We start from the raw sequence: 15,329 nt of genomic DNA on the forward strand, positions 1-15,329 counted from the left end.
AGTTGGCTATCCATTCTAGATCACGCAGAGCCGTTATTTCGTTATCTTTCGGGACGCATTTGCGGAAATAAAATTACATCGCGGATGCTGGGACTATTGGTAAGCAGCATCACCAGCCGGTCTATTCCGATGCCTTCTCCGGCGGTGGGTGGCAGACCATACTCCAGCGCGCGAATATAATCGCTGTCCTTGAACATGGCTTCTTCGTCACCTGCTTCCCGAGCCGTTACCTGCGCATCAAAGCGCGCTTCCTGGTCTTCCGGGTCATTCAACTCAGAGAAGCCATTGGCGATTTCGCGTCCCACCATAAATAGTTCAAATCGCTCGGTAATTTCCGGGCGCGTATCACTGCGGCGCGCCAGTGGCGAGGCTTCTGCGGGATAGTCGATGATGAAAGTTGGCTCGAATAACTGATGCTCAGTCAGCTCTTCAAACAGCGAAAGTTGCAGTCCGCCCACACCATCCGCCGCCCTGTATTTGGCCTTCAGGTCTTGTAATTCGTTGATGAGGAAATCGCGGTCATTCAGTTGCTCGTCAGAAAACTGCGGATGATATTTCTGAATTGCCTGTGCAATGGTCAGTCGATGGAACGGTTGCCCCAAGTCGAGCTCACGTCCCTGATAGGAGAATACGGTGGTGCCCAGCACCTTGCGCGCCACTTCGCTAAACAGCTTCTCGGTGAAGTCCATTAGATATCGATAATCCCGATAGGCTTCATAAAATTCGATCATGGTGAACTCGGGGTTATGTCGGGTAGAAAGCCCCTCGTTGCGAAAGTTGCGGTTGATTTCGAATACCTTCTCAAACCCACCCACCACCAGCCGCTTGAGATATAGCTCCGGCGCGATGCGCAGATATAGCTGCATATCCAGGGCATTGTGGTGCGTGATAAAGGGCTTGGCCGATGCGCCGCCCGGAATGGAATGCATCATCGGCGTTTCCACTTCGAGGTAATTGTGGCGTATGAAAAATTCCCGTATAGCCTGAATTACTTTGGAGCGAATAATAAATGTATTGCGCGTGTCTTCATTGGTGATGAGATCCACATGCCGTTGACGATATTTTTGTTCCTGGTCGCTCAGACCGTGAAATTTTTCCGGTAACGGGCGGAGTGCTTTAGTCAACAGACGCAGCCCGGTCACACGAACAGAAAGTTCACCGGTTTTGGTTTTAAACAGTACGCCTGTTGCACCAAGAATGTCGCCCAGGTCATAGTGCTTGAATGCATCATGCGCTACTTCGCCGGTATCGCTATTGTTAATAAATAGCTGGATGCGTCCGCTCATGTCATTCAGAGTGGCAAAGCTGGCTTTGCCCATTACGCGCTTTAACATCATGCGCCCGGCTACAGCCACGCTTATATGTGCTGTTTCCAGTTCGTCCTGGCTCATTGCGCTGTAAGCATCATGCAAATCACCGGCCAGATTTTTTCGCTCAAAATCATTCGGAAAAGCTACGCCTTCTTTGCGAAGTGTAGTGAGTTTAGCGCGGCGCTCGGTGATAATTTGATTTTCGTCTTGCTGAGGTATGGTTGGTTCGGTAGTCATGATGTGTGGATAAATTTATGATCAAAAATTCAGGAGTACTTTCAAAGGCGCAGGATTGTGGCACGAATGCTACATTACGTGCAATTTAAGAAAGGATATGCGAAGAGGTGGGAACATCCGAATGCTTTGTCCATTGTCGTCGTACAAATTTTAACAATGCAAATCAGGGCATGGAAAAACTCTCGCGTGGCACAAATAATTATCACAACGGGGTTAGGTGCAACTACGTTTTTACACGGTCTGGTGCGAAGCTAACTACCATGAAACGGAAATCGTAGTCTGGCTCCGTGAATGTTCTCATCACCTCGTAATACTATCGATGCCACACCATCGGCCTAACGTACTTGACTGGCGGACGAATTGAACTGAAGTGTGAAGGTACCACATGCCAGATACGAGCCATTGCTCACCACCGGTTGTGTAGTTGCAGTCGCCGTAGCGCCTGGCGCAAGTCCAAAGGTGAGGAAAGACACCTGGCCCGTTATGTCACCATCGACTATTACATCGAAGAAGAGGGCAGGTGAAACTGTGACGGCGCTCACATTGGTAAATGACAACGTAGCTTGGCAAATAATGCCCAATAAGGGGTTGAATGCCATAGAGTTGAGCCGAATACCTTTGAAGTCAAAAGGAAAGTGACCCGTCTGAACCGGCTCAGTGGCAAACACCTGCCTTGTAATCATCTTCGATCCTGATACACCGTTAATCGTATACTTCATCGTGCCAGTATTGGTATCAGTAAACGCGAAATTGATCGTTCCAACCGTAGTCACAATCTTATTAGCGCTGTTCCATGGAATTGTTAGCGCCGAGCCTCCTGTAACCGCGTATAAATCGCCAGTACACCCATCGGCCGCCACCGCACAATTGGAAGCGACATACCACGTTGGTCTACCCTCAAAGTCGTAGGTATAGAGCGTAGCGAAAATCACACCATATTGCTGAGTAAGCCCAACACCCCAACCAGATTCATTTTGATTCCACCATAAACCCGTCATGGGTGAGATCGTTGTATAAACGGTAAAGCTCGTCGAGCTGGCCATGGGCGATACAAGAACAAACGCCAGCGCCATCACCGCGCCAAAGCAAGCGTGCAGCTTGCGAGTAATAGCAATTTGGAAGGCACCATGAATTTTATTTTCGAATAGAAATTTAATATTTTTCATATTTTATAGATGCTATAGGTTCACTTAAAGGCTGTCTGTTCAGGACATTATTTGATAGGGTTCCATCGTTACTGACTCGACTTTGTCACCAAGTAAGACCAGTTGTCCTTCAAGCCGAGTGTTACCTGTCTCGCTGAACAAGAAACGATAGGTGCGTCGCAATACCCTTCGCCCCGTCTTATCGCGAGCAAGAACCAGCCCGATGTTGGCAACTGTGTCGTCGAGGAATTGCAAATTTTCATTGTTGCAGATATTTTTTCCCATATTCCGGGCGATCTCAAGGGCGCGCAGACTGTCAAACCAGAACCACCCCAGCGCAGCTAACAAAAGCAGGAGAAATAAACTTATCGTATCCATTGTTGGAAAATCCTGAATGATCAATTCGGTAAATTTTAACTGATTCTAATGTGATTTTTTTCAAAAGACGCACATCATTATTAGCCTGCGCCAGCTCAATCTGATTAGCCCCCTTGCTTCAAACTGGCACTAATAAATTCATCAAGGTCACCATCCAGCACCCCTTGAGTGTTGCCTATTTCCACATTGGTGCGCAGATCCTTGATGCGCGATTGATCCAGAACGTAAGAACGGATTTGATGTCCCCAGCCGATGTCTGTTTTTCCATCTTCCATTTCCTTTTTTTCGGCATTGCGTTTACGCAGTTCGGCTTCATACATGCGTGACTTTAGCATTGCCATCGCTTCTGCACGATTGCGGTGTTGCGAGCGGTCGCTCTGGCATTGCACCACAATGCCGGTCGGTGCGTGGGTGATGCGCACCGCTGAATCGGTCTTGTTGATATGCTGTCCGCCCGCACCACTTGCGCGGTAGGTATCCACGCGCAGGTCTGCCGGGTTGATTTCGATTTCGATCGATTCATCTACTTCAGGATAGACAAATACGCTGGAAAAAGAGGTGTGGCGGCGGTTTCCGGAGTCGAATGGGGACTTGCGCACCAGTCGGTGTACGCCAGTCTCGGTACGTAAATGGCCATGAGCATAGTCGCCAGTTACCTTGAGTACGGCCCCTTTGATACCGGCTACTTCGCCATCGGATTGCTCCAATACTTCCACTTGGAAGCCCTTTTTTTCGCAGTATCGCAGATACATGCGCAACAGCATCGAAGCCCAGTCTTGTGCCTCGGTACCACCAGAGCCCGCTTGAATGTCGAGGAAGCAGTTGTTGGAATCCATTGGCTTGGAAAACATGCGGCGGAATTCCATGTCCGCCACTTTTTTCTCCATTTTTTGCACATCCTGCACGATGCTATTGAGACTGTCATCGTCATTTTCCGCCAACGCCATTTCAAATAGCTCGGCTGTATCATCAAGATCTTGATTTAGCTGATTCAGGGTGAGAACGATGCCTTCAAGCATCTTCCGCTCACGCCCCAGTTCTTGAGAGCGCTTATTGTCCTGCCAGATGGCTGGATCCTCAGCGAGGATTACGACTTCGGCCAGTCGCTCTTGTTTGCCATCGAAGTCAAAGATACCTCCGTAGTTCAGTGATACGAACACGAAGGTCCTGTAACTGGTAGGTGAGGGCGTTGAGTTGTTCGGCTTCCATTAGTATTGTCGAGTACAGAAAAAGGGGCGATTATAACTGAAAGCTCAGCTCGGAGTTTAAAGGGGCAGCTATAGCATAAACAGGCCCAGCGCAACACCGACTCCCATCGCCAAAAACCCTGCTGCGACATGTTTTGCCAAGGTCATGCCGCCGATAAATACCACCAGCCCAAATTTGAATATCATATTGGACAGGAAAGCGATGGCGATGGCTGTTACTGCCTGATCATCGTGCAGTTTATCCAAATCGAATAAATGCAGACTGGAGAGTGTGATGGCATCCACGTCCGTAAGTCCGGAGATCAAAGCGACCACGTACAGGCCGCCACTGCCGGCAATATCCGAAAGCCAGGCAGAAAAAAACAGTACCACCGCGTAAAGCAGACCGAAGCTTAGAGCGATAGGGATCTCGGTCGGGTTGGAGGTTTTTGGCATGGGTAGATCTGAAGAGGTATGTAATTTGCGCCAGTCGAGAAGGGTAACGACCAGTCCAAACAAAAGGCCGAGCCCCATCACCGGCAATAGTTTGGTGAGTAAGCCGGGCGACACTACTGCGCTTATCACTGTTAAACGCAGCAGGACAACTTGGCTGGCAAGCAAAATAACCACAGCAGACAGGCGCGCCATGATTTCACTGGTTTTGGCGTGGCGTGCGTAAACCAATGTGGTTGCGGTGCTGGATACTAGTCCACCGAGCAAGCCGAGCAATGGTGCGCCATAGCGTTGAGCCGTCCAGTGCAGAGCGACATAACCCGCTAGACTTAGCCCGGAAATCAGCACGACCATCATCCAGATCTGATGCGGATTGAATGCCTCATAAGGGCCATAGTTCTGGTTTGGCAGAATTGGCAGGATGACGAAGGTTAGTACCAAAAATTGCAAGATGGAAACCAGGTCGCGGCGCGTCAAACGTTTCGTCATACCACGTAGTTCGGGTTTGAAGTAGAGCAGGGTAGTAGTGATTATGGCTAGCATGACGGCCAATGTTGTTTGTTCATACCAGATTAATGCGCCGAGTGCATAACACAGCAGTAAAGCGGCAATCGTGGTGGTGCCTGGATCATTGTCTTCGGTAGGGCTGGTGAAATAAGCGGCAATGATCATAACACCCACAATACAGAAGCCTGTAATCAGCAGCCAGGGAGAGCCAATTTTACTGGAGAGCATGGCGGTGAGAGTGCCCAAGAGTGCAACCAGTGCGAAGGTTCTCAGTCCCGCTTTGGACGAAAGTCTGCGTTCACGTTCCAGGCCGATCAGCAGGCCGATGGCGAGGCTGGCGAGGAACTGTGGCAGGACCTCAATACCGTTGCTTTGCCAAATTTGATGATTCATCGCTTGAACGCCTTAATAGTAAGTTAAACGAAGCCTGCGTAACCGACATTTCAGATCTTAAACAAACGGTCTCATACGGCTTTATATATCTGTTTTTTGCCAGTGCCGGACGATGAGTTGCAAGCTGATGGTGCCGTTGTATTCATTGACTGCCAGGTTAAAAACCGCTCGAATGCCGGCTGGCATGGGATCGACACAAAAAAAGTGAATGGCATCATATGCTGCACTTGACGTGGTGAGTTTTAGTTTGAGATGTTTTTCGCCAACCACGCGCTGGCTTGCTACAGTGAATTCACCTTCAAAGAATGGCTGCGGGAAACCTTGTCCCCAAACCTGCTGTTCCAGGCTGCGCGCAATGCTTAATGTGAATTCGGAGGCTGCGAGCAGACCATCTGTTTCAATAATCTTGGTCAGATCGGCTGGGGAAAGCAGGCTTTGAGCTACGGCTTCAAAGGCGACCTTAAATTCATCGAAATGCTCCTCGCGCAGGCTAAGACCTGCCGCCATGGCATGGCCGCCAAATTTTTGCAGCAAATGTGGATGGCGTTTTGACACAAGGTCAAGTGCATCGCGCAGATGCAGGGCATGGATGCTGCGCCCAGAACCTTTTATTTCACCATTTAGCGATCGTGCGAAAGCGATGACGGGACGATGGTAGCGGTCTTTCAGACGTGAAGCGAGAATGCCGATAACACCCTGGTGCCAAGTTTCGTCAAACAGCGCGAGACTGCAACTGTCCGTCGGAGTGATGTGTTCCAGCGTGGCCAGTGCCGCTTGCTGCATATCAGCTTCTATGTTGCGCCGCGTATGGTTTAGTGCATCAAGTTGTGCCGCAATTTTGGCTGCTTCAGTGACATCATCGCTAATCAAACATGCAATACCCAAGCTCATATCTTCCAGCCGTCCCGCTGCATTCAGCCGTGGTCCTATGACAAAGCCCAACTCATAACTGGAAACCTGTGCATAATTTTTACCGGCTACCTGCAACAATGCGTTGATGCCGCAACATGCGCGCAGGGAGCGGATGCGCTGGAGTCCTTGTTGTACCAGAATACGATTGTTTTCATCCAGTTTTACAACATCTGCAACTGTTCCCAAGGCGACCAGATCGAGTAACTTGCCTAGGTTGGGTTCCGCTTGTTCTGTGTATGCGCCGCGAGCCCGCAGTTCGGCGCGTAATGCGAGTAACACATAGAACATGACACCAACCCCTGCAAGATTTTTGCTGGGAAAATTGCAGCCCGGTTGGTTTGGATTGACAATGCAAAGAGCATCCGGCAAAGCATCGCCAGGCAGATGGTGGTCGGTGACCAATACTTGCATGCCCAATCGGTTGGCCTCGGCCACGCCTTCCACGCTGGCGATGCCGTTGTCGACGGTGATTAATATGTCGGGGGTGGATTGCGCCGCCAGGCGCACGATCTCCGGCGTCAAACCATAACCGTATTCGAATCGGTTAGGCACGATGAAATCCACTTGCGCACCCAATAAACTTAGACCACGCAGCCCCACAGCACAGGCGGTCGCGCCGTCGGCATCATAATCTGCCACGATTAACAGCTTGCGTTGCGTGGCGATGGCATCAGCCAATAAGCACGCCATTTTTTGTGCGTTTTTTAGTTGCGTGAAGGGCAACAAATATTGCAGGCTGGTATCCAACTGCGTCACATTACCAATACCACGCGCCGCGTAAATACGTGCCAATAGCGGTGTGATGCCAGTGTCGATAAGTTGTTGTGCAGTATCGGTTGGGTAAGAACGTTGCCTTATTTGTATCATGCGGCTAAGCAGTATGTGGACAGGGAGGAATGATTTTAGCAGAGACAGGATATATTCCCTGCTTGTGGAAAGAGAAGAGAGGCAATATAGTCGAACTGGTTAATAGAGGAAATATTCCTTGAGCACTTAACGATGGAAATTTAACACTATGGAAATTTAACCTGTTTTTAAAATACATCAAAAACAATACCAAAAACCCTGAATCAGTCACATCGGCGCGGCACTTTCACGGTGAAAGTATTTCTTGATAATGTCTGGTACCGTACCACCGTACCATGGATAGTTGAGAGCATAAATGGTAAATAACTTCTAAAGTTATGGGGGAATTGAGCAATTCAATTCCCCTGACAATTACTGAATGAGGAATGTGATGACCCAGATGCAAACAAATCCAAATCGAAGATTTGATGACCCCAAAAATGACAGCGAAGAGAATCAATCCAACGAGGTTGTTTTACGGAATATGAGAGCCTCGGATGGAGGATTGGAAGATGGCAAAATGCAATTATTGCACGAGTTGCAGATGCGCCATCTTGAGCTGGAGGCGCAAAATCGAAAATTTAGAGAAATGCATAGGAGAGCCTCGGACAGAGAGACAGAAAATGACAAAATTCATCTGTTGCATGAATTGCAATTACGTCATATTGAGCTGGAGATGCAGAACCGCGAACTAAGGGAAGCACAACGGGTGCTGGAAGAAACACGCGATCGTTATGCCAACCTTTATGATTTTATCCCCGTGGGCTATCTAACGCTTGATGAGGCTGGATACGTTCAGGAAATCAATCTGATTGGAGCCACTATGCTGTGTGAAGCGCGTGAAAACATTGTGGGCACGCCTTTTGTAACTCGTATTATCAAAGGTGATGTTTACGCACTCTCACACCATCTGCAGCAAACTTTCAATTCCTCCAGCAATATTGTTACCGAATTGAGAATCATGACTCGTACTGATGAGCCGGATTATATCCGCCTGGAAAGTGCAGCGATAGGGAATGGGATATGTGCCTGTCGCACGGTGATGACCAATATTACCGAACAGAAACGTATTGCATTGGCACTACAACAAAAACGAACTGAGCAAGATGCCTTGCTGAATGCGATACCGGCCATCGTGTTCTACAAGGATCTGAATTTGCGTTATGTAACCGTTAGTCAGATGTTTGCTGATTTTCTCGGCCATACAGTAGGTAATGTGCTCGGTAAAACCGATTTTGAACTCCTACCACGCGAACTAGCCGAGGATTGTCAGCGCATAAACCGTGAAGTGCTGGAATCTGGCGTCAAAGCGAATGTAGAAAACAGACTTACGAATGCAAGCGGTAATGTAGTTTATTTGTCTACTGTGCTCGCCCCTTTTAATAATCCGGAAGGTGATGTCGCCGGGCTATTAGGAGTCGGCATCGACATTAGTTCACTTAAAAAGGCAGCAGATATCAATCTGGAATTGTTGCTGCAAAACCGCACGCTTACGCAAAACCTGTACAGCGTTCAGGAAACTGAACGTTGCCATCTGGCTCGTGAATTGCATGATGAGTTAGGTCAGTGGCTTACCGCTATTCATGCGGAAGCTCAGGCGATTTTATGTATGTCCCACGGAGAGTCTACAGTTCGAGCAAGCGTACAAGCTATTAGCGAAAGCGCCAAGGAAATGCATGAAGTGATCCGTGGCATGTTGCGTCATTTACGCCCGGCATTGTTGGATGAACTTGGACTGGCGGATAGTCTGCGTGAACTGACGAATAAGTGGTGTTTACATAACCCAGACATAATCTTCGAGTTTGCACTTGAAGGTGATTTAAACGGTTTGGGTGAGAACATTAATATTACTGTATACCGCATTATTCAGGAGGCACTCACTAATATTTGCTGCCACGCCCTGGCCAAGCATGTTTCTGTATGCTTGAGCCGTGAATCGGGTGCGACACCTGATGCCGATGCAGTGTTCCTAAGGGTAACAGATGACGGCAAAGGCTTTGACCCAAACCAGGCATTCAATGGATTTGGGCTATTAGGCATTCGTGAGCGGGCAATTGCAGCGGGGGGAGAATTTTCCTCATTTAGTACTCCCGGCCATGGTGTGCGTATCGACGTTCGATTACCGCTTAAGTATCAGTTAGAAAGAAGAAGAAAATGAACTTAAGCACTTCTGTACAGCCGATCACAGTATTACTGATAGATGATCACCCCGTAGTGCGCGACGGTTTTCGTCGCTTGCTTGAAAGTACAACTGACATTCGAGTAGTGGCGGAAGCCGATGATGGAGAAAGAGGCTATATTCTTTACCGGGAATTTAAACCTGATGTAGTGGTTCTTGATCTCAATATGCCAGGTATTGGTGGCTTGGAAACAATTCGTCGTATCAGGGCACATGATCCGGTTGCACACATCCTGGTATTCAGTATGCACAGTAATGAAACTATGGTTCAGCGCGCCTTGGAGATAGGCGCAACGGGTTATCTAACCAAACAAAGCGGTCTCAAACAAATGGTGCACGCTGTACGCCAAGTAAAGTTGGGAAAAACATATGTTGACCCGGAGCATATTTCGGACCTGGTTGTAGACAGGCAGTTGTTTCACGCGGCCCTAGATCCAATAAACGGGCTTTCCAAACGTGAATTCCAGTTATTCAAATTGATGGCAGAAGGCAATTCGATACTAGAAATTGCCGAGAATCTTTCCATTAGCCCAAAAACTGTCGGTGTCCACCACGCTAGCATAATGAGAAAACTTAAATTGCAGAACACTGCGCAACTTGTTCGTTTGGCTATTCTTTGTGACATTATTCAATTGTAACGATTGCCATCCGACAGCGGCCTCAAGCAGATTATCCTATTGATATAGTTACAAATAATTAAGTATTAATGTTCGGCGGAATATCGTGTTTTAAACTATTGCCTTAAGGAAAAATAAGCAATTTGCTTATTCATTTATGTTGGATAACACACTAACATATCTTTTCATTATCAAATTCAAACTGCATATTATCTAGTTGTTTAATAAGTATCCGGAATATATTGATTTATATTAATAATATACTTTATAACTGGCTCATTTCAATTCGTTAAATAAGGCATTCATATAATTGAAATCACCTATAAATAAATCACCTTACATGATTATATTAGTGCCCAAGAGGTGGTTTGAGTTTTCTGGAAATTATTACCAGCTATCTGTATGGTTTGGTAGATATGAAGTGGAATTGGGGTAACGAACCACAGGGGAGATTATCATGAGTAATGCAACCATTCCTACCGGTTTTAATAACAAACGAAGCGAACATATGTTGCAAGAACATGTGCATGATGCCTACAAATTAAAGGGTAAATTGCAAGATCCAACTGTCTGCCCACAATGTAACGCGGTATTTCATGAAGGACGTTGGCAGTGGCGCCAAGCTCCGGCAGAGGCATATCGGGAAACCTGTCCTGCCTGCCATCGTATACAAGACCACTATCCTGCAGGTTTCCTTACTTTACAGGGTCAGTTTTTCGCCACTCATGGCGAGGAAATTTTGAATCTTGTCCATAACGTGGAAAAACGTGAACGAACAGAGCACCCACTCAAGCGCATTATGGCAGTGGAAGATAAAAAAGATGGGGGTATCCTGGTAACCACAACTGATCTACATCTTGCTCGTGGTATAGGCGAAGCTTTGCACCATGCCTATCAAGGGGAGCTGAAGTTTCACTATAACAAAAAGGAAAATTTGTTACGCGTTAGTTGGACGCACTAACGGAAAATTTATGATGCGTACTATGAGAAAACCTGTACTCACAGTCGTTTTATTGATCACCTTGTTTGCATTAGATAGCTGTGGAAAGAAACAACAAGCACCCCCTCCCGTAACTACCAGTAGCGCTGTAAGCACTGCATCAACGATTGTTGCACTCCCGAATTTTACAGTTTTGGTCAAGAAAGAAGGACCAGCGGTTGTCAACATCAGCACTACACAGAAGATTCGCAAGGAGCATCTTCCATTCCCGGCATTTCCTGGTACCAAACAAGATGATCCATTCTATGAGTTTTTTCGTCGGTTTGCGCCTGGCGAGATGCTTCCGCATGAATTTCGCAGTCAATCACTGGGTTCCGGCTTCATTATTAGCCAGGACGGTTATATTCTTACTAACGCTCATGTTATCGATAATGCGGACGCGGTGACGGTGCGACTCACTGACAAACGAGAGTTCAAGGCAAAGGTAGTAGGTGCCGACAAGCGTAGCGATATTGCACTATTGAAAATTTCAGCTAAGGATCTTCCTGTTGCGAGTATTGGTGACACCTCAAAGCTTGAGGTTGGTGAATGGGTCGTTGCAATTGGATCGCCATTTGGCTTCACCAACTCGGTTTCTCAGGGTATCGTAAGTGCCATGGGACGTAGCTTGCCCGGCGAAAATACCACTCCATTTATTCAGACTGATGTTCCAATCAACCCGGGGAATTCTGGGGGACCGCTGTTCAATTTAAAAGGTGAGGTCATCGGTATCAATTCACAGATTTATAGCCGTAGCGGAGGCTATATGGGTTTGTCCTTTGCGATCCCGATCGACCTTGCAATAAAAGTAAAGAACGAGCTATTAAAGCATGGCACGGTCAAACGTGGCTGGCTTGGTGTAACGATTCAAGATGTAGGCCCTGAACATGCCAGATCATTTGGCCTGACAAAGGCAAGTGGTGCGCTGATTACTACAGTAGGGAAGAATACACCGGCAGCACGGGCCAGCCTTGAGATCGGGGATATTATCTTGAAGTTTAATGCTAAAGAACTAACGGATGCAGATGATTTGGCTCGCACAGTTGCCGATGCCGCACCTGGATCGATTGCACGACTGAGCGTATGGCGTCGGGGGGAAGTAAAGGAAGTGGTAGTCACCCTTGGAGACACGGAAACTGACCTCAAAACACTCAAACCGAGGCTGATGGACAAAGAAATGGCACCGGACAAAATTGGCTTGACTATGCATGAGTTGAATCCTGATGAGCGGCAGATGCTGCGCACAGACGGCTATGTAGTGGTTAATGCAGTTGACGGTATTGCGGCAGAGTCAGGCATTCAGCCAAAAGACATTATTATAGCCATCAATAGTCAACGTATCTCCAGCATTAAGCAGTTCCGTACTGTGATGGCTGAAGTGGGCAAGCGTGCCGCTTTGCTCGTTCAGCGTGAGGGCAATATGATTTTTATTCCATTGATAAGTAAATGATAATAGAGGAGAAGCTGTCTGGATTTTGTGTAAACAGAATAGGTGGTACATGAACGACTGCATAAATAATTGAATCGGTGATAATTATATGGGGTTGCGACTACGACAAATTATCAGCTGATAGATGTCATCTGTTTAAGGGGTAAGCAGCTGTGTGGTGGGCCACCAAGTTCAAATTGGGTATTCGACAGGAAATTGACGGCCACACGGGAAAATAGATGCAAATCGGCTTACGCAAGCCCCATTTGAAAATTTACGCTCAGTTGGAAATGTTTATAATACCTTCAACGAACCCTAGTCCCGTACCAATATGAGACATTCCGTCCGCGTCGCCCAATCCGCTTACCCCCTTGAAGCGACCCGTTCCTCCTGTTATTGTGAGTTTAAAGTTCTGATACTCAAAGATAAGTGGATCATCGTTTGGATCCTCGGTTTGACTAAAGTCAGTAGAATAAAGAGCAGTGATGGTGTTGTTTTTACCAGCAGAAAGCGTCAAATTTCCTTTAGCCGTAAAATGTGAAGCATCCAACTGAGCAATGCAATCATTGGCTGTCAGAGAAAGCACACCTAAACGTTCCCTTTTTCCTTTCACAGTAATCGAGCCAGTCCCTACCCCAGTAATCGTGCCACCGTAATAAGAAAAAGGAGCACACTCCGCTTTTGGACCTGGAACTTCGTACGTACCCAAGGCAAATTCTATGGTTGCCTGTTTTGAATTAGTTCCAGCAACTGCACTTAGAGGAGAAATAATCGCAGCAAATAGTAGTGCAAATACTTGCAGCTTAATAAAATTATGGGTAGTCATGGATATTCCTTTATTTTATTGTTGATCAGAGGTTATCGTCTAGCTTGAGAAAAATATTGTTTGAATCGGCGGATCATTCATTAAGATTGGGTTTTCATGAGAGGGATTGATATCGTATGCGGTGATTTTTTAATAAGTTGAGGTTTGGAAGAAGTCCTTAGATACGGGGCACTTAATCACTAATGTATTATCTTTCATATTATAGAGAAGAATCTGTGCGGTACCGAACTTACGAAGCAGGCTAAGCATCAATAAGTTATTGCCTTCCACGCCCCTAATTTCTCATCAAAGGAAGTTGCAGCATTCGCTGGACTAGTTGAAGGCAGGCGAATATATTCGATATCTGAGGAGTTTTGAAGAAATGGTTGCACAAGTTTCATGTACAGACTTTCCGCTTTAGCTCCGTTAAAACACACCCTATGAATGTGCGGATGATTTTCAAAAAAGCTCGCAAAATCGTTTAGCATGATCGTGTCATGGTCTATATCAGAATCGAGACTGCTCTCCCGCCTGCATGACTTCAAAACGTCCCAGAGTGCAATTCTTGCCGCAATAATTGATGATGTTCTGGCTTCATAAGAATTTACGTCCTTGCCGCCAAGAATTTCCCTAATAATCTTCCAGAATACATTTCGTGGATGTGCATAATACTGCTGTGCGTGCAAGGAGGCCTTGCCTGGCATCGTGCCAAGGATAAGGACGCTTGAATTATTTCTTTCGATTGGGGGAAAGCTATGAATGTGAGCTATTGGAGGATCTTCAATAATCATTTGGTCGTTTGAAGCTTTCTTATTCCTATCAAAATAACATGGAGTTACTGATTTCCAGAAGAAGTTGTGTTTATTACAAGCCATCAATCTAAAAATTAATTTAACCAATCCTGTGATGCATACATGAGTGCTATGCAGTTAATTTTATTAGGAGAAAATCAAGAGGATTCCTTATATCTTTAAGATAGCTCTAACCGTTTTTCTGGTTTCAATATTGTAAATATAATATAAATGAATTTTATATGTAAACATAGAACTTGATAAGCTATCGAAGAAAACAGCACGGCTTATAAATCAACAAACTTAAGGAGTATCACATGGCAATGGATGTTATCGACTACCAAATTTACGGATCAGAAATGCAATTCGTAGAGATCGAACTTGATCCTGAGGAATCCGCCGTAGGCGAAGCCAGTTCCATGATGTACATGGAAGATGGCATTGATATGGACACGATATTCGGTGATGGCTCGGCGCAACAGTCTGGTATTTTTGGCAAGCTGCTAGGGGCTGGTAAACGCGTGCTCACCGGCGAATCCTTGTTCACCACTGTTTATACAAACAAAGGCTCCGGAAAAAAGAAAGTTGCGTTCGGCGCGCCCTATCCAGGGAAACTGTTGCCGATGGATCTGTCCAAACTCGGTGGTTCTCTTATTTGTCAGAAAGACGCCTTTCTATGCGCTGCCAAAGGGGTTTCGCTGTCAATCGCATTTCAGAAAAAACTGGGTGCCGGATTTTTTGGCGGCGAAGGCTTCATTATGCAAAAACTGGAAGGTGATGGTTTAGCATTCATTCATGCCGGTGGCACCATGATGAAGCGCGATTTAGCACCGGGTGAAACGCTACGCGTTGACACCGGTTGCCTAGTAGCAATGCAACCTACCGTAGACTACGATATTCAATATGTGGGCAAGATCAAGACCGCGTTATTTGGAGGCGAAGGTCTATTTTTCGCCGTATTACGTGGGCCAGGTATGGTCATCATCCAATCCTTACCATTCAATCGACTGGCCTCGCGCATTTTTGCCGCAGCACCAAAAAGTAGTGGTGTAGCTAGCGCATTTGGTTTGGGTAGTGGCGGTGGACGTGAGGAAGGCGGCATCTTGGGGGGTATATTTAATGGCGATAACTAAGCGGTAATTTCAACTATCTCAACTCGAC

13 protein-coding genes are annotated in these 15,329 nt (G+C 46.7%); 5 read left to right on the plus strand and 8 right to left on the minus strand.

What is annotated here, in order from left to right; all coding sequences use genetic code 11:
* Positions 1–41 precede the first annotated feature (41 nt).
* The 6 genes from lysS to recJ all read right to left on the minus strand — a co-directional run bounded on the left by lysS (position 42) and on the right by recJ (position 7,389).
* Positions 42–1,547 carry a lysine--tRNA ligase gene (lysS, locus tag MKZ32_RS07435; RefSeq protein ID WP_239796697.1) on the minus strand — a complete coding sequence of 502 codons (1,506 nt, stop codon included), beginning with the start codon at positions 1,545–1,547 and terminating at the stop codon, positions 42–44.
* 335 nt (positions 1,548–1,882) lie between these two features.
* Positions 1,883–2,713 (minus strand): hypothetical protein, encoded by an 831-nt coding sequence (locus MKZ32_RS07440; protein ID WP_239796698.1) that lies wholly within the window; start codon positions 2,711–2,713, stop codon positions 1,883–1,885.
* Positions 2,714–2,752: 39 nt separating this feature from the next.
* A complete protein-coding gene (locus MKZ32_RS07445) occupies positions 2,753–3,070 on the minus strand; it encodes a DUF3301 domain-containing protein (protein ID WP_239796699.1) in 318 nt (105 codons plus the stop codon).
* Positions 3,071–3,174: 104 nt separating this feature from the next.
* Positions 3,175–4,279 (minus strand): peptide chain release factor 2 gene (gene prfB, locus MKZ32_RS07450; RefSeq protein ID WP_239796700.1). Its coding sequence is split into 2 segments (ribosomal slippage): positions 3,175–4,197 and positions 4,199–4,279, totalling 1,104 coding nucleotides; the frame shifts between segments, so codons are not numbered across the junction.
* Positions 4,280–4,347: 68 nt separating this feature from the next.
* Positions 4,348–5,610 carry an MgtC/SapB family protein gene (locus tag MKZ32_RS07455; RefSeq protein ID WP_239796701.1) on the minus strand — a complete coding sequence of 421 codons (1,263 nt, stop codon included), beginning with the start codon at positions 5,608–5,610 and terminating at the stop codon, positions 4,348–4,350.
* Positions 5,611–5,691: 81 nt separating this feature from the next.
* Positions 5,692–7,389, minus strand: coding sequence for a single-stranded-DNA-specific exonuclease RecJ (gene recJ, locus MKZ32_RS07460; RefSeq protein ID WP_239796702.1), 1,698 nt, complete (start codon positions 7,387–7,389; stop codon positions 5,692–5,694).
* A gap of 370 nt (positions 7,390–7,759) precedes the next feature.
* On the opposite strand from recJ, the gene MKZ32_RS07465 reads away from it, so the two are divergent.
* From MKZ32_RS07465 to MKZ32_RS07480, 4 genes are all read left to right on the plus strand, one after another.
* The gene (locus tag MKZ32_RS07465; RefSeq protein ID WP_239796703.1) at positions 7,760–9,526 is read left to right on the plus strand and encodes a PAS domain-containing protein; all 1,767 of its coding nucleotides are present in this window, start codon (positions 7,760–7,762) and stop codon (positions 9,524–9,526) included.
* Complete coding sequence (locus MKZ32_RS07470; protein ID WP_239796704.1) at positions 9,523–10,185, plus strand: response regulator; 663 nt, start codon at positions 9,523–9,525, stop codon at positions 10,183–10,185. Before MKZ32_RS07465 ends, MKZ32_RS07470 begins: the two co-directional genes overlap by 4 nt.
* A 436-nt stretch (positions 10,186–10,621) precedes the next feature.
* Entirely contained in the window at positions 10,622–11,125 is a 504-nt protein-coding gene (locus MKZ32_RS07475; RefSeq protein ID WP_239796705.1) for a BCAM0308 family protein, read from the plus strand.
* Between the two features lie 22 nt (positions 11,126–11,147).
* Complete coding sequence (locus MKZ32_RS07480) at positions 11,148–12,593, plus strand: DegQ family serine endoprotease (protein ID WP_239796706.1); 1,446 nt, start codon at positions 11,148–11,150, stop codon at positions 12,591–12,593.
* A 259-nt stretch (positions 12,594–12,852) separates the two neighbouring features.
* Here MKZ32_RS07480 and MKZ32_RS07485 read toward each other — a convergent pair whose 3' ends face one another.
* Positions 12,853–13,398: a hypothetical protein gene (locus tag MKZ32_RS07485; RefSeq protein WP_239796707.1), complete on the minus strand. Its 546-nt coding sequence runs from the start codon at positions 13,396–13,398 to the stop codon at positions 12,853–12,855.
* A gap of 248 nt (positions 13,399–13,646) precedes the next feature.
* Positions 13,647–14,168 carry a DNA-deoxyinosine glycosylase gene (locus MKZ32_RS07490; RefSeq protein ID WP_239796708.1) on the minus strand — a complete coding sequence of 174 codons (522 nt, stop codon included), beginning with the start codon at positions 14,166–14,168 and terminating at the stop codon, positions 13,647–13,649.
* 317 nt (positions 14,169–14,485) lie between these two features.
* Here MKZ32_RS07490 and MKZ32_RS07495 point away from each other — a divergent pair, with 317 nt between their 5' ends.
* Complete coding sequence (locus tag MKZ32_RS07495) at positions 14,486–15,301, plus strand: AIM24 family protein (protein WP_239796709.1); 816 nt, start codon at positions 14,486–14,488, stop codon at positions 15,299–15,301.
* The last annotated feature ends 28 nt before the right edge of the window (positions 15,302–15,329 follow it).

The sequence above is a fragment of the Candidatus Nitrotoga arctica genome, from assembly GCF_918378365.1.
GTDB classification, from domain to species: domain Bacteria; phylum Pseudomonadota; class Gammaproteobacteria; order Burkholderiales; family Gallionellaceae; genus Nitrotoga; species Nitrotoga arctica.

Coding starts and splice junctions, on each gene's coding strand:
- recJ (WP_239796702.1), bottom strand. CDS start 7,389: ATGATACAAATAAGGCAACGTTCTTACCCAACCGATACTGCACAACAA.
- MKZ32_RS07495 (WP_239796709.1), top strand. CDS start 14,486: ATGGCAATGGATGTTATCGACTACCAAATTTACGGATCAGAAATGCAA.
- MKZ32_RS07455 (WP_239796701.1), bottom strand. CDS start 5,610: ATGAATCATCAAATTTGGCAAAGCAACGGTATTGAGGTCCTGCCACAG.
- MKZ32_RS07490 (WP_239796708.1), bottom strand. CDS start 14,168: ATGATTATTGAAGATCCTCCAATAGCTCACATTCATAGCTTTCCCCCA.
- MKZ32_RS07475 (WP_239796705.1), top strand. CDS start 10,622: ATGAGTAATGCAACCATTCCTACCGGTTTTAATAACAAACGAAGCGAA.
- MKZ32_RS07480 (WP_239796706.1), top strand. CDS start 11,148: ATGAGAAAACCTGTACTCACAGTCGTTTTATTGATCACCTTGTTTGCA.
- MKZ32_RS07440 (WP_239796698.1), bottom strand. CDS start 2,713: ATGAAAAATATTAAATTTCTATTCGAAAATAAAATTCATGGTGCCTTC.
- MKZ32_RS07470 (WP_239796704.1), top strand. CDS start 9,523: ATGAACTTAAGCACTTCTGTACAGCCGATCACAGTATTACTGATAGAT.
- lysS (WP_239796697.1), bottom strand. CDS start 1,547: ATGACTACCGAACCAACCATACCTCAGCAAGACGAAAATCAAATTATC.
- MKZ32_RS07465 (WP_239796703.1), top strand. CDS start 7,760: ATGACCCAGATGCAAACAAATCCAAATCGAAGATTTGATGACCCCAAA.
- MKZ32_RS07485 (WP_239796707.1), bottom strand. CDS start 13,398: ATGACTACCCATAATTTTATTAAGCTGCAAGTATTTGCACTACTATTT.
- MKZ32_RS07445 (WP_239796699.1), bottom strand. CDS start 3,070: ATGGATACGATAAGTTTATTTCTCCTGCTTTTGTTAGCTGCGCTGGGG.